23 protein-coding genes are annotated in these 19033 nt (G+C 46.1%); 15 read left to right on the forward strand and 8 right to left on the reverse strand.

Features of this window, described 5'->3' with window-relative positions; translation table 11 throughout:
• The first annotated feature begins 155 nt into the window (after window positions 1-155).
• The 7 genes from JOD82_RS16855 (at window position 156) to yunB (ending at window position 5437) form a co-directional block, all read left to right on the forward strand.
• Complete coding sequence (locus JOD82_RS16855) at window positions 156-725, forward strand: bifunctional transcriptional activator/DNA repair enzyme AdaA (RefSeq protein WP_209949701.1); 570 nt, start codon at window positions 156-158, stop codon at window positions 723-725.
• Between the two features lie 16 nt (window positions 726-741).
• Window positions 742-1284, forward strand: coding sequence for a methylated-DNA--[protein]-cysteine S-methyltransferase (locus JOD82_RS16860; RefSeq protein WP_029518188.1), 543 nt, complete (start codon window positions 742-744; stop codon window positions 1282-1284).
• Window positions 1274-2089, forward strand: a complete 816-nt coding sequence (locus tag JOD82_RS16865; protein WP_029518189.1) for an SPL family radical SAM protein — start codon at window positions 1274-1276, stop codon at window positions 2087-2089. The genes JOD82_RS16860 and JOD82_RS16865 overlap by 11 nt, the downstream gene beginning before the upstream one ends.
• A gap of 63 nt (window positions 2090-2152) precedes the next feature.
• The gene (locus tag JOD82_RS16870) at window positions 2153-2770 is read left to right on the forward strand and encodes a DNA-3-methyladenine glycosylase family protein (RefSeq protein WP_209949702.1); all 618 of its coding nucleotides are present in this window, start codon (window positions 2153-2155) and stop codon (window positions 2768-2770) included.
• Between the two features lie 19 nt (window positions 2771-2789).
• Window positions 2790-3479: a DNA alkylation repair protein gene (locus tag JOD82_RS16875; protein ID WP_069012599.1), complete on the forward strand. Its 690-nt coding sequence runs from the start codon at window positions 2790-2792 to the stop codon at window positions 3477-3479.
• 89 nt (window positions 3480-3568) lie between these two features.
• Window positions 3569-4501, forward strand: a complete 933-nt coding sequence (locus JOD82_RS16880; RefSeq protein ID WP_069012600.1) for an aldo/keto reductase — start codon at window positions 3569-3571, stop codon at window positions 4499-4501.
• A 126-nt stretch (window positions 4502-4627) separates the two neighbouring features.
• A complete protein-coding gene (gene yunB / locus JOD82_RS16885) occupies window positions 4628-5437 on the forward strand; it encodes a sporulation protein YunB (protein WP_051718005.1) in 810 nt (269 codons plus the stop codon).
• 46 nt (window positions 5438-5483) lie between these two features.
• Here yunB and JOD82_RS16890 read toward each other — a convergent pair whose 3' ends face one another.
• Window positions 5484-6590: a M23 family metallopeptidase gene (locus tag JOD82_RS16890; RefSeq protein ID WP_069012601.1), complete on the reverse strand. Its 1107-nt coding sequence runs from the start codon at window positions 6588-6590 to the stop codon at window positions 5484-5486.
• 246 nt (window positions 6591-6836) lie between these two features.
• Between JOD82_RS16890 and lipA the strand changes: the two genes are divergently transcribed.
• Window positions 6837-7739 (forward strand): lipoyl synthase, encoded by a 903-nt coding sequence (gene lipA / locus JOD82_RS16895; protein WP_029518195.1) that lies wholly within the window; start codon window positions 6837-6839, stop codon window positions 7737-7739.
• A 24-nt stretch (window positions 7740-7763) separates the two neighbouring features.
• Complete coding sequence (locus JOD82_RS16900) at window positions 7764-8678, forward strand: YutD family protein (RefSeq protein ID WP_069012602.1); 915 nt, start codon at window positions 7764-7766, stop codon at window positions 8676-8678.
• 58 nt (window positions 8679-8736) lie between these two features.
• On the opposite strand, the gene JOD82_RS16905 is transcribed toward JOD82_RS16900, so the two are convergent.
• Window positions 8737-9540, reverse strand: coding sequence for an NAD kinase (locus JOD82_RS16905; protein WP_013372943.1), 804 nt, complete (start codon window positions 9538-9540; stop codon window positions 8737-8739).
• Between the two features lie 66 nt (window positions 9541-9606).
• Window positions 9607-10902 carry a sporulation integral membrane protein YlbJ gene (gene ylbJ / locus JOD82_RS16910; RefSeq protein ID WP_039272721.1) on the reverse strand — a complete coding sequence of 432 codons (1296 nt, stop codon included), beginning with the start codon at window positions 10900-10902 and terminating at the stop codon, window positions 9607-9609.
• A 411-nt stretch (window positions 10903-11313) separates the two neighbouring features.
• On the opposite strand from ylbJ, the gene JOD82_RS16915 reads away from it, so the two are divergent.
• Together JOD82_RS16915 and JOD82_RS16920 are read left to right on the forward strand one after the other, a co-directional pair.
• Window positions 11314-11691 carry a globin domain-containing protein gene (locus tag JOD82_RS16915; RefSeq protein WP_029518198.1) on the forward strand — a complete coding sequence of 126 codons (378 nt, stop codon included), beginning with the start codon at window positions 11314-11316 and terminating at the stop codon, window positions 11689-11691.
• Window positions 11692-11712: 21 nt separating this feature from the next.
• Complete coding sequence (locus JOD82_RS16920) at window positions 11713-12444, forward strand: DUF2225 domain-containing protein (RefSeq protein WP_049817024.1); 732 nt, start codon at window positions 11713-11715, stop codon at window positions 12442-12444.
• A gap of 88 nt (window positions 12445-12532) precedes the next feature.
• Here the strand turns inward: JOD82_RS16920 and JOD82_RS16925 are convergent, their stop codons facing one another.
• Both JOD82_RS16925 and JOD82_RS16930 read right to left on the reverse strand, forming a co-directional pair.
• Window positions 12533-12769, reverse strand: coding sequence for a hypothetical protein (locus JOD82_RS16925; RefSeq protein ID WP_029518200.1), 237 nt, complete (start codon window positions 12767-12769; stop codon window positions 12533-12535).
• The gene (locus tag JOD82_RS16930) at window positions 12766-12936 is read right to left on the reverse strand and encodes a YycC family protein (protein ID WP_014277894.1); all 171 of its coding nucleotides are present in this window, start codon (window positions 12934-12936) and stop codon (window positions 12766-12768) included. Before JOD82_RS16930 ends, JOD82_RS16925 begins: the two co-directional genes overlap by 4 nt.
• Window positions 12937-13033: 97 nt before the next feature.
• Here JOD82_RS16930 and JOD82_RS16935 point away from each other — a divergent pair, with 97 nt between their 5' ends.
• On the forward strand, window positions 13034-14821 hold the full coding sequence (locus JOD82_RS16935) for a M3 family oligoendopeptidase (RefSeq protein WP_029518201.1): 1788 nt from the start codon (window positions 13034-13036) through the stop codon (window positions 14819-14821).
• A 261-nt stretch (window positions 14822-15082) separates the two neighbouring features.
• Complete coding sequence (locus JOD82_RS16940) at window positions 15083-15484, forward strand: hypothetical protein (protein WP_029518202.1); 402 nt, start codon at window positions 15083-15085, stop codon at window positions 15482-15484.
• Between the two features lie 144 nt (window positions 15485-15628).
• Here the strand turns inward: JOD82_RS16940 and JOD82_RS16945 are convergent, their stop codons facing one another.
• Complete coding sequence (locus JOD82_RS16945; protein ID WP_013311861.1) at window positions 15629-15865, reverse strand: alpha/beta-type small acid-soluble spore protein; 237 nt, start codon at window positions 15863-15865, stop codon at window positions 15629-15631.
• A gap of 90 nt (window positions 15866-15955) precedes the next feature.
• Window positions 15956-16921, reverse strand: a complete 966-nt coding sequence (locus JOD82_RS16950) for an aldose 1-epimerase (protein WP_029518203.1) — start codon at window positions 16919-16921, stop codon at window positions 15956-15958.
• A gap of 453 nt (window positions 16922-17374) precedes the next feature.
• Here JOD82_RS16950 and trpS point away from each other — a divergent pair, with 453 nt between their 5' ends.
• Window positions 17375-18364, forward strand: coding sequence for a tryptophan--tRNA ligase (gene trpS / locus JOD82_RS16955; protein WP_029518204.1), 990 nt, complete (start codon window positions 17375-17377; stop codon window positions 18362-18364).
• Between the two features lie 43 nt (window positions 18365-18407).
• Here trpS and JOD82_RS16960 read toward each other — a convergent pair whose 3' ends face one another.
• Window positions 18408-18575 carry a hypothetical protein gene (locus JOD82_RS16960; protein ID WP_007431986.1) on the reverse strand — a complete coding sequence of 56 codons (168 nt, stop codon included), beginning with the start codon at window positions 18573-18575 and terminating at the stop codon, window positions 18408-18410.
• A 121-nt stretch (window positions 18576-18696) separates the two neighbouring features.
• On the opposite strand from JOD82_RS16960, the gene JOD82_RS16965 reads away from it, so the two are divergent.
• Window positions 18697-18918 (forward strand): alpha/beta-type small acid-soluble spore protein, encoded by a 222-nt coding sequence (locus JOD82_RS16965; RefSeq protein WP_013311857.1) that lies wholly within the window; start codon window positions 18697-18699, stop codon window positions 18916-18918.
• Window positions 18919-19033 lie beyond the last annotated feature (115 nt).

Below are 19033 nucleotides of genomic sequence, written 5' to 3' on the forward strand. Positions count from 1 at the left end.
CCGCGGGGAGTCATCTTTTTTTCGTTATCTTGCCTTTACATTCCAAGAAGGGTACATATGTTCACTATTTAGTCTATAATTTAGACAGAAGGATTTTGAATAGTCCTGCCATGGATATGTGGGGAGGCCACATTTGCATCAGAGAGGTGATTTGAATGAGAACATCCGATTTATCCATAACTGACGACAAGTGGAGCGCTATTGTAGAAAACGACAAGTCTTATGATGGGGTATTTTTGTACGCTGTGAAGACAACGGGAATATTTTGTCGCCCCTCCTGCAAATCCCGTCCTCCCAAAAGAGAAAACATCCGTATATTTAAAACAGCAGAGCAGGCATTGGCCGAGCATTTCCGTCCATGCAAAAGATGCAAACCGACAGGACAACGATTGCCTGATCATGAATGGATCGCACTGGTTACAGAATACGTGAATTCTAACTATATGAAGGACTTAACATTGCACATCCTAGCTGAGATAAGTCATGGAAGTCCGTATCATTTACATCGTACCTTCAAGCGGGTCATGCATCTAACCCCGATGGAATATATACAGCAGACCAGGTTGGAACAAGCGAAGGAGCTGCTCATCTGCTCAGATATATCTGTTGCGGAAGTGGGGGAGAACGTAGGTCTGTCCAATGCACCTTACTTTATTACGTTATTTAAAAAGAATACAGGCTACACCCCATTGCAATATCGCCAACTCAAATCGAAAGCAACATAAAATGGAGGTACACAGCATGGCACATCAAATAAATAAAACGATCTATTGGTCATTGTTGACACATGAGGATTGGAATTTATATATTGCAGCTACATCGGAAGGACTATGTTATGTGGGCTCGCCCAATCATCCTGTAGAGGAATTGTTTTCATGGGCAGGAAGTCGATTTCCCGGTAGCCCTTTAGTTGAAGAGGATGCTGCTTTACAGCCCTATGCCAAGGAGCTGATTGAATATTTCCAAGGGGAGCGCACCCAATTTACATTGCCCTTTGACTTTCAGGGGACTGCATTCCAGCTGGCGGTTTGGAATGCGTTGTGTGATATTCCGTATGGGGAAACACTATCCTATTCAGATATTGCCAACGCTATTCAAAAACCAGCCTCTGTTCGTGCGGTGGGGGCCGCCATCGGTGCTAATCCGATTTTGGTTACGGTCCCTTGTCATCGGGTCATTGGTAAAAATGGAGCTATGACCGGATATCGTGGTGGTTTGGACATGAAGGTTAAGCTTTTGCAGCTCGAAAAGGAAAGAGTGGCGTTGGTTCAGTATGAAAAATGAGTATTACAAATCCCCAAAGACACTTCTGAATAAAGGGACCGGCTTCTTGTCAGGGTATACACACTCGTTGAACCCGTATACAGGTTGTACCTTTGGTTGCTCGTATTGCTATGTACGCCAATTGCCAGTCTCCACATTTCGGAAGGAAGCGTGGGGGACATGGGTTGATATTAAAAATCAGGCGGCAGATATTCTTCGCAAGGAACTTCGTAGAGCCAAATCCAAAGGTAAAGTCACGATTTTCATGTCGTCAAGCACAGATCCTTATCAGCCTGCTGAGTACAAGGAAGAGGTGACCCGGTCTCTGCTGGAGGTGATGGTGGATGAGCCACCAGATTTTCTCTTTTTACAGACGCGCAGTCCACTGGTACGGCGGGATACCGATTTACTGCTCCGATTGGGGGATCGTGTTCGTGTAAGTATGACTGTAGAAACAGATCGAGAAGATATACGCAAACATTTTACCCCGGAAGCTCCTCCCATCCAGGCTCGTCTCCAAACGCTGCATCTCTTAAAGGAGGCAGGTGTACCGACGCAAGCTACGATTGCTCCGATGCTTCCAAGCAGTGAACATTTTGCAGACAAGCTTTTGCCTCTGGTCAACCGTGTCTGTATTGATGATTATTTTATGGGAGATGGCAGTGGGGGGAGACGAACGCGTAGCTTAAAAATAGGTGCGCTGTACGAGTCATTGGGGCTGGAAGAATGGTATCATCCTGCTGCCTATAAGACGGTTTATGAACGTTTTCTCCATGTTTTCCCGAAAGAACAGCTCTACGTGAGCAAAGAAGGATTCGAACCTTGATGGAACAGAAGTCTATGCCATTGAACCAAGAGTGAACCATATAAGGGGGCAGCGGGAGAACGAATGCAAACCGTAATGACCAAAAACTTTGATTATGGGGACAAGGAAATCAATTATCTAAAAAACGTAGACACCGTACTTGGTGCAGCGATGACGCAAATGGGCAAGGTAGAACGGGTGATCATTCCTGACCTGTTTGCGGCGCTCGTTCATGCAATTGTGGGACAGCTTATATCGGCCAAGGCGGTTCAGACCATATGGGCAAGGATGCAGGAGAAGTTAGGCGTGATCACTCCACAAAATATAGCCGTTCAGACGGCTTTAGATATTCAAAGCTGTGGTATCACCATGAAAAAGGCCACATGTATCCTTAATATAGCCCAGACGATCGAGCAGGGCCTGTTGGATTTACAGGAATTATATGAGCTTTCCGATGCACAGGTGATCCAGAAATTGTCCTCGCTGCAAGGAATAGGACCTTGGACGGCTGAAATGATGCTGATGAATTGCATGGAGCGTCCAGATGTCGTCAGTTGGGGTGATATGGCTATTCGACGGGGAATGATGAAGTTGTACCATCTGGATACATTGACCAAGCAGCAATTCGAGGAGTACCGCCGAGTCTATTCGCCTTATGGTTCGGTGGCCTCCATTTATTTGTGGAGTATTTCATTTCGTTAAAAATCAGGGAGTGGAAACGATGGAGAAAACAATCAGAGAACAAATACTGTCATATGTGGATGCGGATTTTCAGAAATTCACGGCTGCATTGCTTCCGACGATTAATAATGTGCTGGGTGTACGTCTGCCAATGCTGCGTAAGCTAGCTCAAAATATCGCCAAAGGGGATTGGCGTCTCTATCTGGAGACTGCTGAAAGTGATCACTTCGAAGAAGTCATGCTGCAAGGCATGGTGATTGGTTCTGTAAAAACGGATATAGAGGAAGTTTTGAGTTATACCGCCAAGTTTGTTCCTAAAATTGATAATTGGTCCGTATGTGATAGTTTCTGTGCCGGATTGAAAATCACCAAACATCATAAAGAACGGGTGTGGGAGTTTATTCAACCCTACTTGCTCTCCAAGAAAGAATATGAAATTCGGTTTGGTGTAGTTATGCTTCTGAATTTTTATATTGAGGAACAGTATATGAACCGGGTGTTTGCTCTGCTAGATCAGACCCATCGTGAGGATTATTATGTACAAATGGCGGTAGCATGGGCGATATCGATCTGTTATATCAAACTGCCTGAGGCAACGATGGCGTATTTAAATCATAATACATTGGATGATTTTACTTTCAATAAAGCTCTGCAAAAAATCACGGAATCATATCGGGTGGATCAGGCCACAAAAACGACCATTCGTAGTATGAAGCGAAAAAGAAAATAGGATGGGGCTCAGCAGCCAGGTACGCACTTTGCCTTTTTTGGAATTTAATAATAAAATGGAAGTAACTTTCGAAAAGGAGATGACGTGAATTGGCAGAGCAAGTGCGTCTTGGTAAAACAGATTTATATGTAAAACCAATCGGTTTGGGTGCAAATAAGGTGGGAGGACATAATCTCTTTTCCGATTTGAACAATGAAACGGGCAAAGAAGTCGTTCGCACAGCTTTGGATAACGGCATCAATTTTCTGGATACGGCTTTTATTTATGGACCTGAGCACTCGGAACGATTAATTGGTGAGGTATTGAAAGAGCGTGGTCAGCGTGATAAAGCTGTTATTGCCACGAAGGGTGCACACAAATTTGTGAACGGAGAGGTCGTTTTTGACAACTCGCCTGCTTTTTTGCGTGAATCCGTCGAATCCAGTCTGAAAAGATTGCAGACCGATTATATCGATCTGTTCTATATCCATTTCCCCGATGAAGCTACGCCGAAGGCAGAAGCAGTCGGAGAACTGAAGAAGCTTAAGGACGAAGGCAAAATCAAGGCTATTGGCGTATCTAACTTTTCCATTGAACAACTTAAGGATGCGAATAGCGACGGTTATGTAGATGTGCTCCAATCCCAATATAATTTGTTTCAACGGGAAGCTGAGAAGGATCTGCTGCCTTATACCAAGGAAAATGGCATTTCGTTTGTGCCTTATTTCCCGCTAGCTTCAGGATTGCTGGGTGGTAAGTATACGAAAGACATGACCTTCACGGACATTAGAGCGAATAATCCACTGTTTCAGGGAGATACATTTGCTCTTAATTTGGACAAAGTGGAGCAGGTACGGGAGATTGCCAATGCGTTGAATGCAGAGGTTGCTCACGTAGTGCTCGCATGGTATTTGACCCGCGATTCGATTGATGCCCTCATTCCAGGGGCGAAGGGGCCGGAGCAGGTGCTGGCGAATCTGAAGACGCTAAATGTCCAATTGAGTCAGGCTGATATCGAAAAGATTGACCATATTTTCAAATAATGAGTGCACCTTATATTTGCAATTATATATTTGTTCCATCTAGAGGAGCTGCCGGACGGGCGGCTTCTTTTTCGTCCCTTCCTTGCATATCCTTGTAGGGTAAGTTCAACGCTGCGGGGGGATCGGATGATGAGAAGACCGCAATGGCACAGCGCGCCCAACAGAAGGCGACGCGGCAGACGTAGAGTATTTTTGATTGTGGTACTGGCGCTGCTGGTAGGAATCATACAGGTGGCTGCTTATGTGGAGCAGCATTTGAAGCCGCCCATGATGCATCTGGCAAAAGTGCGGGTCAAACAAATGGCGACGGAGGCTATTAATTCAGCAATTACAGCACAGGTAGAGCAGGGGAAGACAGCTGATAATTTGATCGAATGGAGAACGGATGCACAAGGAAGAACCTCCGGCTTTGTTCTGAATTATGCAGAGCATATGAGAATTACGTCAGACACGCTCAAAGCAGTTAAGGCAACGATGGACAGCATGAGCCATTTTGATGAGAGCGTTCCGATTGGTCAGGCATTGGGCAGTCCATTGTTGGCAGCTTATGGCCCCAAGATTCCTCTAAAGGTGGAGCCGCATGGAGCGATCAAGGTGGATTTAAATACGCGGCAACAGGATGCGGGCATAAACATGATCTTGGTTGAAGTGTATATTCGGATTACGACGGAAGTGTCTGTGGTTATACCGTTTGAGATGCAACCTCAGATTGTGGAGACGGAAATCCCCGTTTCTTATTTGCTGGTGGTGGGCAACGTTCCGATGTACTACTATGACAATCAGGGAAAACCAGTAGGTAAAAATGGTGCAGCCGCTCCGCAGTTGGCGTTGCCTCCCCATTCCATAGAGAGTAGCGGCGCTATAGATTCCAGCATAGTAAGTGTTCCAGAGGTACAGGAAGACCCAAACTCCTCTAGTCAGCCCCCAACGCCATAGAGCAGAGTGGAGTGGCGTGAGTTGCTCTGGAAAAATAAAAGGGACCCTATGAGGAGGTCCCTTTTGTCTTTCCTGTTTTGAGCGCTTTGCGTTCGGACTGCTCCCACTGTCTTAATAATGGATACGGGTCAAAGGACCAATCTGCCCAGCCATTGTCCCGATATATACCATAGTGCAGATGCGGTGGAAACTTGCCTTGGGTACCGGGTTTTCCATAGCCCGAGCTTCCGACCCAGCCAACCGTCTGGCCAGGTGTAACGACGTCTCCGTTGTGAACGGTTTTGTCAAAGCCGGAAAGGTGCGCATAGTAGTGATAGCGGTTGTTGAGATCTCGGATTCCGATGCGCCATCCTCCAAAGGGATTCCAGCCCTTCATTTCAACTACACCGTAGCAGGTACTGCGAACTGGAACTCCATAGCCAGCAAACAGATCAGTTCCTTCATGTATACGGTAGCCCCCCCAGCTGCGACGGCTTCCCCATGTGCTGCGGTAGCTATAAATGCTGCCTAAAGGAAGGGGGAAAGCTTGACTGACCAGATCCAGCTTGTCATACGTCCGATACAGCTTGGCAAACTGCTGAACTCTTTGAACTGCGCGGCTGTTATGGTAATATTCCCAAACAGCAATACCAAATTCATCCTCGTTGTTTCCATACTTTCCGAGATAAGATGCGATGCTGAACAGCAGATCCTTGTCATTATTACGGTCAGCAATTCCATCACCCGAACCGTCTTGTCCCAGCCCGGAAAATAGTTCTATGGAACGTGGATTTTGATCCTCCGAATCAGGGTTCATCAAGCCGGACCAGATCGGTCCCGTAACGAAAATACCTATGGTCCGTTCTGCATGCTTGCGATCTTTGGGATGGGCCACCGTAAGTGTACGTTCATACTGGTCGATGGCGGCCAGCCTGTACCAAGGGACTCCTGTCAGGGCTTCGATGGAACGATATAAAGCAAGCCTGGAAATATACATTGAAGACTGTGCATGTTCAGCATCTACATTAACTGTCAGGCTGCTTCCGGCGGACGAGGATTGTAAGTGATTGGCAAAGGCATGGGCAGGAAGCGGACAGGCCGTTGTCAGTGTAGCAGCGCATATCAGCAGCGATAACAGACGAACAGCGCGGGCTGTCCGCGTAGGGTAAGGCACGTGAACCGACCTCCTATAGAAGGGCTTAACCGCCCAGTAAATTCTAGACCCTATTCAATAGCGTGAATAGGGCGCTTTTGTTTAGATTGAGCCATATCCGCCGCTTTTATCCATATAAAAAGTTTACTTTTTTCGGCATCAATGTCATATCAAAAAGGGAACAATGAATGGAGGTTTTTCCATGGCTTTCATGTTATAATGTATGACAATGACAGCTTAAGCTTATCAGAAAGAAGGTCTATGCCATTGTCTAGAAAAGAGAAGGAAGCTAAGCCCGACTGGATTCGTATTAAACTTACGACAGGCGATAACTATCAAGAAATCAAGAGCATGATGCGTTCCAAGACATTACATACCGTATGTGAGGAGGCACGATGCCCTAATATATATGAATGCTGGGCCAATAGGACAGCTACATTTATGATTTTGGGTGATATTTGTACGCGTGCGTGTCGTTTTTGCGCAGTAAATACGGGATTGCCTACGGAACTTGACTTGCAGGAGCCTGATCGCGTCGCGGAAGCGGCTGGGAACATGAATTTGAAGCACTGTGTCGTAACCAGTGTGGCTCGCGACGATTTAAAAGATGGGGGCGCTACTATATTTGCAGAAACGGTTCGTGCGATTCGCGGCCGGTTACCTTTGTGCAGTGTAGAAGTATTGATTCCCGATTTTATGGGCGATATTGAATCGCTGCGAATCGTCATGGATGCCAAACCAGATATTCTGAATCATAATATTGAAACGGTGGAGCGCATGTCCGACAAGGTTCGGGCTAAAGCGAAATACCGTCGCTCTCTGGAGCTGCTTCAACGTGCGAAGCAATTAAATCCGGCTATTCCAACGAAATCAAGCATCATGCTAGGTGTCGGAGAAGAGTGGGACGAGATCTTACAAGCCATGGATGATCTGCGTAAAGTCGATTGTGACATTCTGACAATTGGTCAATATTTGCAGCCGTCCGAGAAACATTTATATGTGCAAAAATATTATCCACCGGAAGATTTTGCGAAGTTAAAGGAAGAGGGATTACAGCGGGGATTCAGCCACGTTGAATCTGGACCGTTGGTCCGCAGCTCCTACCAAGCGCATGAGCAGGTGAAGTCAGCCGCTCAGCATAAGGAAGAAAGCGCCCTTTCGCAGGCTTGATCCGGGAAAGGCGGTCAGAATAGCTTGTTTCAAATCGGTGGTAAAAACTATGAATTGTTGCAGGATCACAAGAACGGATGGAATCCCGAAGCGTTTCGTGATCGGTATAGTGAAGTGCTGGATCGCTATGATTACATTATTGGTGATTGGGGTTACAATCAGCTGCGTCTGAAGGGCTTTTATCGAGACGGCCATCCCAAAGCAAATAAGGATACATCTATAGTGGTACTGGACGATTACATTAATGAATACTGCAATTTTGGCTGTGCCTATTTTGTGCTGCAAAAAAGCCGTGAAGTGATTAATAAAAACGGCGTCAATGATGAAATCGTTGCTCCAGATATTCAGCAGTTGGTAGATGCTCAAAGGGAACAAGCGGGAACGTTAGAAACCGAAGAGCAGCAAGAAGTATTGCAACATACAGCTGGAGAACAGGAGTGGCCGCAACCACAACAGGATTCCATAGCTACGGAGGAATCGCGAGTGGAGCAGCCTCGAGAATTCCGAGAACCACGCGAGTTGCAACGTCGGGAACCGAAGGATGCCCAGGAAGTACGTGAGCGACAGCCGCGTGAAGCTCGTGAAAGTCGTTCATCCAGAGAAGGACGTGAAGGAAATCGGCAACGTGAGCCACGTGAAGCACGTGATTCGCGCCAGCCAAGAGAACCACGTGAAGCGAAGGATGGACGCAATCCGGGTGAAGGGCAGCAAGCCCGCGAACCGCGTAGACAGCGCAATCAGCAAGGGAATTTCGATAAAAAGGAATCACGTGGACCACGCTATGAGCGTCAACCAAAGGAAAATCGGGAGGGACGGCAAGTTCGTGTCTCACGTGAACCTGAGGGCCAGCGTCAGACCCATCCAGCTGCTAAAGCCGAAAAAACTGAGGGTAGTAAAAAGAATAAAACATTTACTGCTCCACAACAAAACGGTTCCTGAATTTTCAGGAACCGTTTTGTTTGTAAAAAAAGAGCCAGAGTCGGCTCTTTTACAGGTTCTAATTAAGAAAGGCGTTGCGTACTCGATCCCAAAATGGGAAAGGACGGTAACGAGCGAAGCTGATCTTCTGACTTGCGACCTGACATCGAACAGAGATTAAGTCATCCACAGGAAAGTTCAGGTGATCTACTGTCAATAAAAGACGCTGATCTTTCCGTGAAAAAATATCACAATGATGATGTTTGGGCAGTAGCAATGGCGATCCTAGTGTCCGATACACGCGGTTATTAATGGAAGCGATCTCAGTCAATTGCAATGCTTCAATGGTGGGATGAACCATAGCTCCGCCAAGTGCTTTATTATAGGCGGTCGTCCCTGAGGGGGTAGAAACACATATACCGTCACCGCGAAACATTTCAAAGGTGATATCGTTAATATCTACTTGGGCAACGACAGTGCCATCCACCCCTTTTAACGTAAACTCATTCAAGGCAATAAAAGAAGCATTGCCTGATTTCTTGTGAATTTCCAACTCAATCAGTGGATACTTAACGATTCTCGGGTTAAGCGGTCCCTCAGATCCGCTTTGGCTCATCAGGTGGATTAGCTCCTCCAGCTCGTCCGCACGCCAATCGGCGTAAAAGCCTAGATGACCGGTATGTACACCAACAAAGGCAATATCCGGAATGCGGTCGATGAAGGTATGAAACGCATGAAGCATTGTACCATCGCCTCCAATAGACACGACGATTTCCGGCGATTCGGCATCCAGCTTGAAATTCTTTTCTTGGGCAAGACGGTGAAATTGCTGACTCAAGTCCATGGAGTGCTGATCCCCGCGATCCAGAACATAATATCTCAAGATGAAAAGCTCCTTTGTCATGGGTATATATCGATCATAATCAATTATGAGCAAGAACACAATCGTTCATTGCCTGTGTGTTCTTCTCAAACGTACGTATAAGCGACGTGTACCCACACTCAACCATGAGAGACTAAGCATTCCAGCCAGTATAAAGCCAAGAAACAGCAGACTTTGCAACAGCATGGCGGACGAGAAGCCAGGGGACCATACGATGTCGTATATTGGAAAAAAGACTGGAGAGCTTCCCTGCCCCATCAGAGGCTGCCATAACACGAGAGCGAGCAGTGCCGAGATGAAGCCGTGCGCAGCCCGGGCCAACAAAAATGGCATATAACGAAGATCCGTCATATTTAAAATACTTGCAACCTGCGCATGAACCGATAGCCCGCCCCAGGAGAGCACAAAAGCGGCTGCGGCTACCTTGAATGGTACCGCTGCCGTGGCTTTACCTGCGGCCTGCGCTCCTAAAGTGACTTCGAAAATGCCACCTACGATGGACTCCGTTAACGTAGGAGGAAGACCACATGCAGTCAAGAGGTTTGCCGTAAGCAGATGAAGCCCGCTCATTAAACCGGAGTTCGTCAAAGCTTCTAAAATGACGCAGAAGAATACAACTAGCCCTCCTACGACAATAATAAGGCGTAGGGAGGAAGTAATCGCCTGACGGAGTAACTCACCCAATGGACGACCATCTTCCAAACGAGCTGTATGCATGGCATATAATGCTTGGCGTAGGGGTCCAGGCTGTCTATTGCGACCTGCAGCTTTTGTATTCGTGGACTTCGACCAGGCTTTTGGAGTAGGTTGAGGGCGGTCGCTGCGAGTATCTGTTTCCCCTGAACGGGAACCGTGGAAGCGCATAAGTAGCCCGATGATGAGCACACCACCATAATGAGCCGCGCCCAGCACGAGTGCAATTTCTGGTTGATGGAAGAAGCCAACGGAAACCGCACCGATCAAGAATATCGGATCAGAGGAAGTCGTAAATGCGACCAAACGCTCTCCTTCAATGCGTGTGATCCATTTTTGCTCCCACAGCTTGGCTGTTAGTTTAGCTCCAATCGGGTAACCGGATGCACAGCTGACCGCAGCGACAAAACCTCCACAGCCAGGTACACGGAATAGAGGCTGCATCAGCGGATCCAACAGCGCACCTATGAAATGAACAATTCCGAAACCGAGGAGAAGCTCGGAAATAACGAAAAACGGGAATAAAGACGGAAACAGCACGTCCCACCAGATGGCAAGCCCCCGAAGCCCGGCATTCAGAGAAGATTGCGGGTATACAGCCATAAGTATAAATAGGAATAGCAGTGAAAGGATGAGCAGAGGAAGCGAGTAACGACGGTATAGCGACATAGAGGCCCCTCCTTTGGAGTTGTACTATTATACCTATGTCGGGGATGGACAAAGAGTACAAAAAAATAAAGAAAACGGTTACATTTGTTGCTGTATTTTTGTAAATAGTATGTTAAAATAGGAAAACAACGATCCATAACCTTAAGGATGGAGTGATCAGGATGAGTATCGTTGCCGGTCTGTTCGTATGTGCTTTTGTGTATGTTATTCGTGCCTCTCTCGTCCATTCCGGTGAAGAGGATTGGCGGAGTTATTAATTGTATTTATAGAATGACGAAGCTATGTGCAACGAAGCACATCCTCTTCATATGTTAAATTGATAAAATGACGCTTATTTTTAGCGTCATTTTTTGTTTTTTGTTATAATACGGGTGTATATTTATTACCATAGCACAGAAAGTTGGAGGAAAAGTGAACCCTAGCCTGAGCATTTATGACAACCTTGGGGGCGCGGAAGGTATTCGTGCTATTATTGAGGCCTTCTACCCGAGAGTTTATAAAGATCCGTTGTTAAGTCCCCTGTTTCCTAAAGACATGGAACCGGTTAAGGAAAAGCAGTTTATGTTCCTGAGCCAGTTTTTTGGAGGACCGTCCCTTTTTTCTGATGCATATGGTCATCCAATGTTACGTGCGAGACATATGAAGTTTCCCGTAACGGAGGAGCGAGCAGAGGCATGGTTGTCTTGTATGGCAGGTGCGTTAACGGATACGGGCATTGAGGAGCCGCTTCGTTCCATCATACTTAACCGTTTGTCTGGTCCTGCGCATCATTTTGTAAATACCCCGTAAGCTTGCGGGGATTGCCGAATTTTGGAGAGGGTTGTAAAAACATTGGAACTTGAACCGTTATATCAGATTAAAATCACCTGCACACATTGTGAAGAAGAATTTCAGACATCTCGTGTCAGACCAAGCCTAAAGAAGGCCATTCGTACAGATTCAGATTTTTGCGCTTATTATAAGAATGAAAATCCGGATTTTTATGTCGTAAGGGTCTGTCCTCATTGTGGGTTTACCTCGACAGAGCACTCTACCGTTCAGTTAAGCGATCAGCAAACCAAGATTTTTAGAGATAAAATCGGTAATCGCTGGCAGTCTCGCGAATATGGCGGGCATCGTAGCTGGGAAGAGGCATTAGAAACGTATAAACTGGGTTTACTCTGTGCCCAGGTCATCGGAGAAAAGGAACGCGTAGTAGCCAGTCTATTACAGCATATCGCATGGATGTACAGATACCAGGGAAATGAGGAGCAGGAGCTTCGCTTTCTCAAATTTAGTCTGGATTCTTACGTTCGGGTTTATGAGCTGGAGGGTGTCGGGGCGAATAATGCCAAACTGCTGTATCTGATTGGTGAATTGCATCGACGTACAGGGAACTTTAACGAAGCGGTACGCTGGTTTTCGCGTGTCATTAATGACAAAAAGATTATGGATGCAGCCATGATCCGGGCTTCCCGCGAACAGTGGTCTGTACTGCGAGAACAAATGATGGCTAAAAATTTCCAACTGCCGGAGGAAATGCAAGACGCAAGCTCCTCCTGAAGAAATAAAGGTGTGCACTATGGCCGATTTAGGCTCATGGTTCACACCTTGTTTGTAAAACGGGTTATATTCTCTTACAACTCATGAATTAATGATGACGCAATGTGGTATCTGACAGCAAATAATCGTCATCACAATCCACTAAAGTAACCTTGTTATGGCAACATGGAAACACAAGCAGCTTTTTCATACCTTCGTGTATGAGCTTAAGTTCTTTAGGCTTCAGGGGCAGCAATACATTATCCTGGTCGCAAAACGGACAAGACTGTACATAAACGTCTCCCATGACGATGTCATAAGGCCAGGTTTTATGAAAAGGGATCATGATTTGTCCGATTCTCCGCCGTTCGGGTCAGCGGTTTCTTCTTTAGCCAGTTCGGCCAGCTTTTGCATCAAAATGTGCTGGGGTGTATGCATAAGGTGTTCCAGCGGAATACCGAGCTTTTCGGATAATTTCACAGCCGTTTCCGGCGAAATTTGTAAGGGTCTCATTCTGTTTTCCTCCCAATTGTAGTGATTTACTATCACGATGTAGCTTTATTGTATATGAAACCACATGAATTCGCCAAAAAAGAAAGGTGGAACTATTATGAAAACACCGTTAAAGCAAACATGGGATCTGGAATCTATTTTTAGCGGAGGGTCTTCCTCTGCCTCATTCCATGCATTTTTGGAAGAATTGGAAAGCAAGGTCCAACAGCTGCAGTCCCAGCTTAAAGCAGCTAAAGTACCACAAACGGTATTGGATACCGAGCGTCTGGATAGTGTATTGAGTAGCATCCAGGAGCTGTTTAATGGCGCGTCGCAGGCGGGTTCCTTTGTCTCTTGTCTAACTGCTCAAAACCAGCACGACAAGCTGGCTGTTCAACTGGGAGCGCGTGTCAACACGCTGTATGCCCAAGGGAAAAGTGCTTTAGTATCTTTCCAGAACTTGCTGGCACAAACCAGTGAAGACATTTGGCAGAAATGGATGGAGCGCGAAGCTATCCAGCCGATTTCTTTTGTCCTGAACGAATATCGGAACGAAGCACGTGAAAAAATGGCTCCTGAGCTGGAAAGCCTTGCATTGGATCTGGCAGTGGATGGCTACCATGGATGGGGCGACTTCTATGATACCATTGTCAAAAATATGACGATCCCTGTACCAGAAAATGGCGAGATCGTAAACCTGTCTGTAGGTCAGGCAGCTAATAAGTTGGATGAAGCAGATCGCAGCGTACGTAAAGATGTGTTTGCACGTTGGGAAGAGGCATGGGCTCAGGTAGAGGACTATTGCGCGGATACATTGAATCATTTGGCAGGCTTCCGTCTGAAGCTATATGAAAAACGAGGCTGGACAGATGTGCTTAAAGAACCGCTGGAAATCAGCCGTATGTCCGCACAAACGCTGGATACGATGTGGCAGGTTATTAATGAAACAAAGCCTATTGTAGTTAAATACTTGGAGCGGAAAGCAAAGCTGCTGGGCTTAGAGAAGCTGTCCTGGCATGACGTTGAAGCTCCGCTGGGAACATCAACCACTAAAATCCCATACGACGATGCTGCTGTAACGATTGTTGAGCAATTTGGTAAATTTAGCTCGAGAATGGCTGACTTTGCCCAAATGGCTTTTGAGAAAAGTTGGATTGAAGCAGAGGATCGTCCTGGCAAACGTCCGGGTGGTTTCTGTACATCTCTGCGTCTAAGCAAAGAGACCCGTATTTTTATGACCTATGCCGGATCACCATCCAACGTTTCGACACTGGCCCATGAGCTCGGACACGGTTATCACCAGCATGTGATGAATGAATTGCACCCATTGAATCAGAATTATGCCATGAACGTAGCTGAGACGGCGTCGACGCTGGCAGAACTTATTGTATCAGATGCTTTGCTGGAAGCTGCCGAGGGTCAGGAGAAGGTAGCTTTGCTGGAGGATAAAATTCAGCGTGGTGTAGCCTTCTTTATGAACATTCATGCCCGTTTCCTATTTGAAACCCGTTTTTACGAGTTGCGGAAAAAAGGAGTCGTAGGAGCACAACAATTAAGCGAGTTGATGGAACAAGCGCAGCGTGAAGCGTTTAGTGGTATCCTGGATGAGGCTCATCCTCATTTTTGGGCATCCAAGCTGCATTTCTATATTACGGACACTCCTTTCTACAACTTCCCGTACACATTCGGGTATATGTTCAGTGCAGGAATTTACGCTTTTGCGAAGGAAAACCCTGACGGCTTCGCCGACCAATATGATGCCTTGCTGCGTGATACTGGTCGCATGACAGTCGAAGAATTGGCTTCCAAGCACTTAGGTACCGATTTAACACAGGCTGACTTCTGGCGTAATGCTGCGCAAGTTACTGTTCAGGATATTGAGCAATTTTTACAAATGACAAAATAACGGATTTACACTTTTGAAAGGTCTCCTATAAGGGAGGCCTTTTTTGTAATTTTTGCAGAAGATGATGAACAAAGTCGCAAAATGTCGAAGTGTAATTAACATTACCTGTTGGCGAAATTTAAAATGATGGATATACTTAGAAAATAGTTATAAATACCCAATTATGTTGGTTTTGATTGTAAGGTTAAAAATCTTCGCATATAATTGAGTCGTAAGACCTATTAATTATTTTTGAACAAGGTATATAGGAGGGTTTTTGTAATGGATGAAGTAGGTCAATTGTCGTTGGCAAGGCAGATGGATATCGTTTTAAAAGAACTGGATAATGAACTGGCGGGTTTGTCGTCAGGCATCGTATTTGTACAAATACGTAACAATGTAGTTGGGAAGTTTGGGATTCGCCATAATCCGCTTGCAGGTAAAGGTGGCACGTTAGCAGCAGTAGAACCGGGGTTATCAGCAAAGCATCGGGAGGATTTTCGGCGTATGGCCCTAGAAACGCTAAATCATAAGCGTAGCTGGACTCATGGTGAGATTGCTTTCGATTTTGCCATCAGACAAGGAACGATTTTGGTAGATGCAACACTGGAGTCCAACTACAACATGGCGAATCTCATGATCCGCTACAACAAGCCTACATACCGAGCGGCTAATTCGGAATAATCATCAATATGAGAATTTTGCAAAATCCTAATTTAAAAAAGAGAAAAGGCGGCCTTCCTTGGGAAGACCGCCTATGTTATATGCCCGTTATAACGCATTTTGGTAAATTACGATGAACGGAATGCTCATGTGGAATAATGACGCTTATTGACCTGAACGTCCTGATAATTGCTGTTCGGCCAGCTGTACCAAGCGTTTAGTGATATAGCCTCCCAGAGAACCAGCTTCACGGGATGGCATGTCACCGTAGTAACCATCTGCCGGAATGGTGATGCCCAGCTCTTGTGCAGCTTCATATTTCAATTGTTGCAGTGCGTTGTTGGCTTGAGGAACAACAAGGTTGTTACTGCGACGACTTCTGCCTTGATTAGCTTCATTCATGTGTAGTCACCTCCTTCGGCTGTGATGAGGTTAGTATGCGACAGAGTTATGAAAATATGCGCCGAAGGAAGGAAAGTGACTAGAGGGAAATTACGGATATATGATATGAATCTGAGTTTTGAGATCGATGGATTGCTTAGGCTCCAGACGGATCAGCCCGCCTCCTTCAACAGGATCAGGTAAATTAGGAGCATCTGACAGCCAGGTATAAGGCTCAATGCAAAGATACTGATCGCATTCACCTTTGGTGTATAACACCCAATACTTAAAGTATTGCTCATCTGCTGTGTAGCGGATTTGATAACCATCATCACGAGTCAAAAGAGCTACAGCAGGGCCTTCCGTTGCCCGCAGCAACGTATCTAGATTCGTTCCTTTCAGAGAAAGACCCGAAGAGAGCTGTTCCAAGTCATTCAACGAAGTAATGATACCTGTAGGTAGCTGTTCAGCATCCTGTTCATATACGCCGTTTACAGGTAGCTTTAGGCGCCAGCGCTCAGGTTCTCCGTCCACCATAAACCAAGTGTGATATCCCAAGCCAAATGGGGCTGCTTTTTCACCCAAATTGGTTACGCGCAGTGTTTGACTTAATATAGCACCCTGCAAGCGATACGTCATCTCCAGACGCAAAGGAATGGGGAATTGTTCCATCCAGTGCGGATCACTTTCTGTCAAAAGCTCGGTAGTGACACTGCAACCTTCTTCATCCTCTTCAATATCACTGCAGCGCCAGGATTGATTACGATGCAGACCGTGTATATGGTTGTCATTGGCTGTATTTCGGTCGAACTGGTAAGGAACACCGTCAAACTCAAATTGTCCTTTGCGAATTCGGCCAGGAGGAATCAAAATGGGCAAGCCAAAATGATAAGGCTTTTGTAAATAAAAAGCCAATTCTTCCTCACCGGGCCGACGTACGATATCCCTGTCGAGCTTCAGATCACGCACTGAGATAATATTATTCCCGAGGCGAGGGATCATCGTAACCTCCAGTTCACCACTATGTAAAACATACGTGTCGTAACCGTTCCAGTGTTCTTTGGTCACTTGTTTCATATCCATGCTCCTTTGTCCACTATAATCGGTTGAAGCTTCGTGTCATTATGATAACAGATTTTTGATCGTAGGGCACAATCGTCATTTGACAATAACATTATGCGGAATTATCATTAATGTAGTTTAGAAAGTAATGACATGGATAACGCGATGATGAGGACAAGTAAGCTTTCGCATAAGCTCTTCAGAAAGCCGGTGGTGGATGGGAACCGGTGAGCCTGCATTGCTGAATGGACCTTGGAGTGCCGCACAGAACAGGATTTTACAGTCCTCAGTATGACGGCCGATTGCTCCCCGTTAACGGAGCTTTAAGATTGCAATCAGTCATGGCGCATAGCTCCGATAAGCAAAGGCTGACGGCAATGAATAAGGGTGGTACCACGGTCTCGCGTCCCTTGAGGATGCGGGGCCTTTTTGCGTTCTAAATATTGAAATAATCGGAGGAGGAAGAGTATGAAAACTGTACTTTCAGGTATTCAGCCTAGCGGACAACTTACTTTGGGCAACTACATTGGTGCAATGAAAAACTTTGTCAAATTGCAAGAGGATCACCAATGTTACTTTATGGTTCCAGATCTTCATGCGATTACCGTACCGCAGGAACCAGCTCAATTACGCGAGCAGTCGGAGGCGGTAGCGGCATTATTTATTGCAGCGGGTATTAACCCAGAGAAATCCAACGTCTTTTTACAATCCCATGTTCCTCAGCATGCTGAGCTGGGATGGTTGATGACAACACTGACGAATATGGGCGAGCTGGAACGTATGACTCAGTTTAAGGACAAGGCTGCTGGCAAGGATTCCGTAGGAGCAGGGTTGTTCGTATATCCGTCGTTGATGGCAGCTGACATTTTGCTCTACAACGCGGATCTCGTCCCGGTGGGCGAAGATCAGAAACAGCATCTGGAGCTGACACGGGACTTGGCTGGCCGCTTTAATCATCGTTATGGAGATTATTTTACAATTCCCGAGCCGTATATCCCTGAAGTAGGGGCGAGAATTATGTCCCTGGATGATGCATCCAAAAAAATGAGCAAGAGTAATCCGAATGCAGGCAGTTTTATTGCGCTACTGGACGAACCGAAAGTCATACGCAAGAAAATCAGCCGCGCTACGACCGATTCTGGCAGTGAGGTTAGATATGATCTGGCCAATAAACCTGAAATTAGTAATCTAATGAGCATTTACAGCCAGTGTTCCGGTTTGTCGCTCCAAGAAGTGCAGGATCGTTATGAAGGCCAAATGTACGGGACATTTAAAAAAGAACTGGCAGAGACGGTTGTGGCTATGCTTGAACCGATTCAGCAACGCTATCGCGATATCCGGGAATCTGGTGAAATTGGACATATTTTGGCCCAATCCGCAGAGCGTGCACAAGAAGCTGCTGAAGTCACGCTGTCTGCGGTCAAAGAGCGCATGGGCTTTCTGCCACGTCTACGCTAAAGCATATTGAGGCGAAACGAATTAGGCCTTTTATAGGATTGGATTAGGAGCGGCGTTGTCGGGCTTTGACCACGAAACCCCAGCCAATATTGCCGACAGATAATAGCCCCAGTAGAATGGCAAGCCATGCGGAATAACTGATGGATATAGCGGCTGCGGTCAGCAGGACAATGGATGAAACGGCGAACCATAGGGATAAACCTTTGCTCATTGGTAAAAACCTCCAGTGTTCGAATGTTGAATTTCAGGAATAAGTAGTTGTAAGCGAGCCATAATAATCTTGCAAGCTTGCAATGAACCTCACTCACAAAGAACTGAAAGGAGATTCAAATATGAGCAGACGTCGTTCAAACAACCTGCAAGTACCGCAGGCCAACGCCGCTTTACAACAATTAAAATATGAGGCAGCTCAAGAACTTGGCATCACCATCCCTCAGGACGGTTACTTCGGTAATGTTGTTTCCCGCGAAACAGGTTCTCTTGGGGGATATATTACGAAAAAGCTAGTCCAACAAGCAGAACAATCCTTGTCGGGCAGCAGCCGTTTGCAGTAATACACATAAACACTCCATCTTGGAAGCTGTATTATGAGCAACTGTCATGAAGAAAATCCGGAGCGATCATGCTCCGGATTTTTTTTACGCATGGCTTATGACCATTGTGAATCAC

It is taken from the genome of Paenibacillus sp. 1182, from assembly GCF_017833915.1.
GTDB lineage: Bacteria > Bacillota > Bacilli > Paenibacillales > Paenibacillaceae > Paenibacillus > Paenibacillus polymyxa_D.

What these genes read in the sequence shown, in the direction of transcription:
- JOD82_RS16960 (WP_007431986.1), bottom strand. Translation starts at nt 18,575, where the DNA reads ATGAGCAAAGGTTTATCCCTATGGTTCGCCGTTTCATCCATTGTCCTG.
- yunB (WP_051718005.1), top strand. Translation starts at nt 4,628, where the DNA reads ATGATGAGAAGACCGCAATGGCACAGCGCGCCCAACAGAAGGCGACGC.
- JOD82_RS16870 (WP_209949702.1), top strand. Translation starts at nt 2,153, where the DNA reads ATGCAAACCGTAATGACCAAAAACTTTGATTATGGGGACAAGGAAATC.
- JOD82_RS16855 (WP_209949701.1), top strand. Translation starts at nt 156, where the DNA reads ATGAGAACATCCGATTTATCCATAACTGACGACAAGTGGAGCGCTATT.
- JOD82_RS16860 (WP_029518188.1), top strand. Translation starts at nt 742, where the DNA reads ATGGCACATCAAATAAATAAAACGATCTATTGGTCATTGTTGACACAT.
- JOD82_RS16930 (WP_014277894.1), bottom strand. Translation starts at nt 12,936, where the DNA reads ATGAGACCCTTACAAATTTCGCCGGAAACGGCTGTGAAATTATCCGAA.
- JOD82_RS16875 (WP_069012599.1), top strand. Translation starts at nt 2,790, where the DNA reads ATGGAGAAAACAATCAGAGAACAAATACTGTCATATGTGGATGCGGAT.
- JOD82_RS16940 (WP_029518202.1), top strand. Translation starts at nt 15,083, where the DNA reads ATGGATGAAGTAGGTCAATTGTCGTTGGCAAGGCAGATGGATATCGTT.
- JOD82_RS16950 (WP_029518203.1), bottom strand. Translation starts at nt 16,921, where the DNA reads ATGAAACAAGTGACCAAAGAACACTGGAACGGTTACGACACGTATGTT.
- JOD82_RS16925 (WP_029518200.1), bottom strand. Translation starts at nt 12,769, where the DNA reads ATGATCCCTTTTCATAAAACCTGGCCTTATGACATCGTCATGGGAGAC.
- JOD82_RS16935 (WP_029518201.1), top strand. Translation starts at nt 13,034, where the DNA reads ATGAAAACACCGTTAAAGCAAACATGGGATCTGGAATCTATTTTTAGC.
- JOD82_RS16945 (WP_013311861.1), bottom strand. Translation starts at nt 15,865, where the DNA reads ATGAATGAAGCTAATCAAGGCAGAAGTCGTCGCAGTAACAACCTTGTT.
- JOD82_RS16865 (WP_029518189.1), top strand. Translation starts at nt 1,274, where the DNA reads ATGAAAAATGAGTATTACAAATCCCCAAAGACACTTCTGAATAAAGGG.
- JOD82_RS16965 (WP_013311857.1), top strand. Translation starts at nt 18,697, where the DNA reads ATGAGCAGACGTCGTTCAAACAACCTGCAAGTACCGCAGGCCAACGCC.
- ylbJ (WP_039272721.1), bottom strand. Translation starts at nt 10,902, where the DNA reads ATGTCGCTATACCGTCGTTACTCGCTTCCTCTGCTCATCCTTTCACTG.
- trpS (WP_029518204.1), top strand. Translation starts at nt 17,375, where the DNA reads ATGAAAACTGTACTTTCAGGTATTCAGCCTAGCGGACAACTTACTTTG.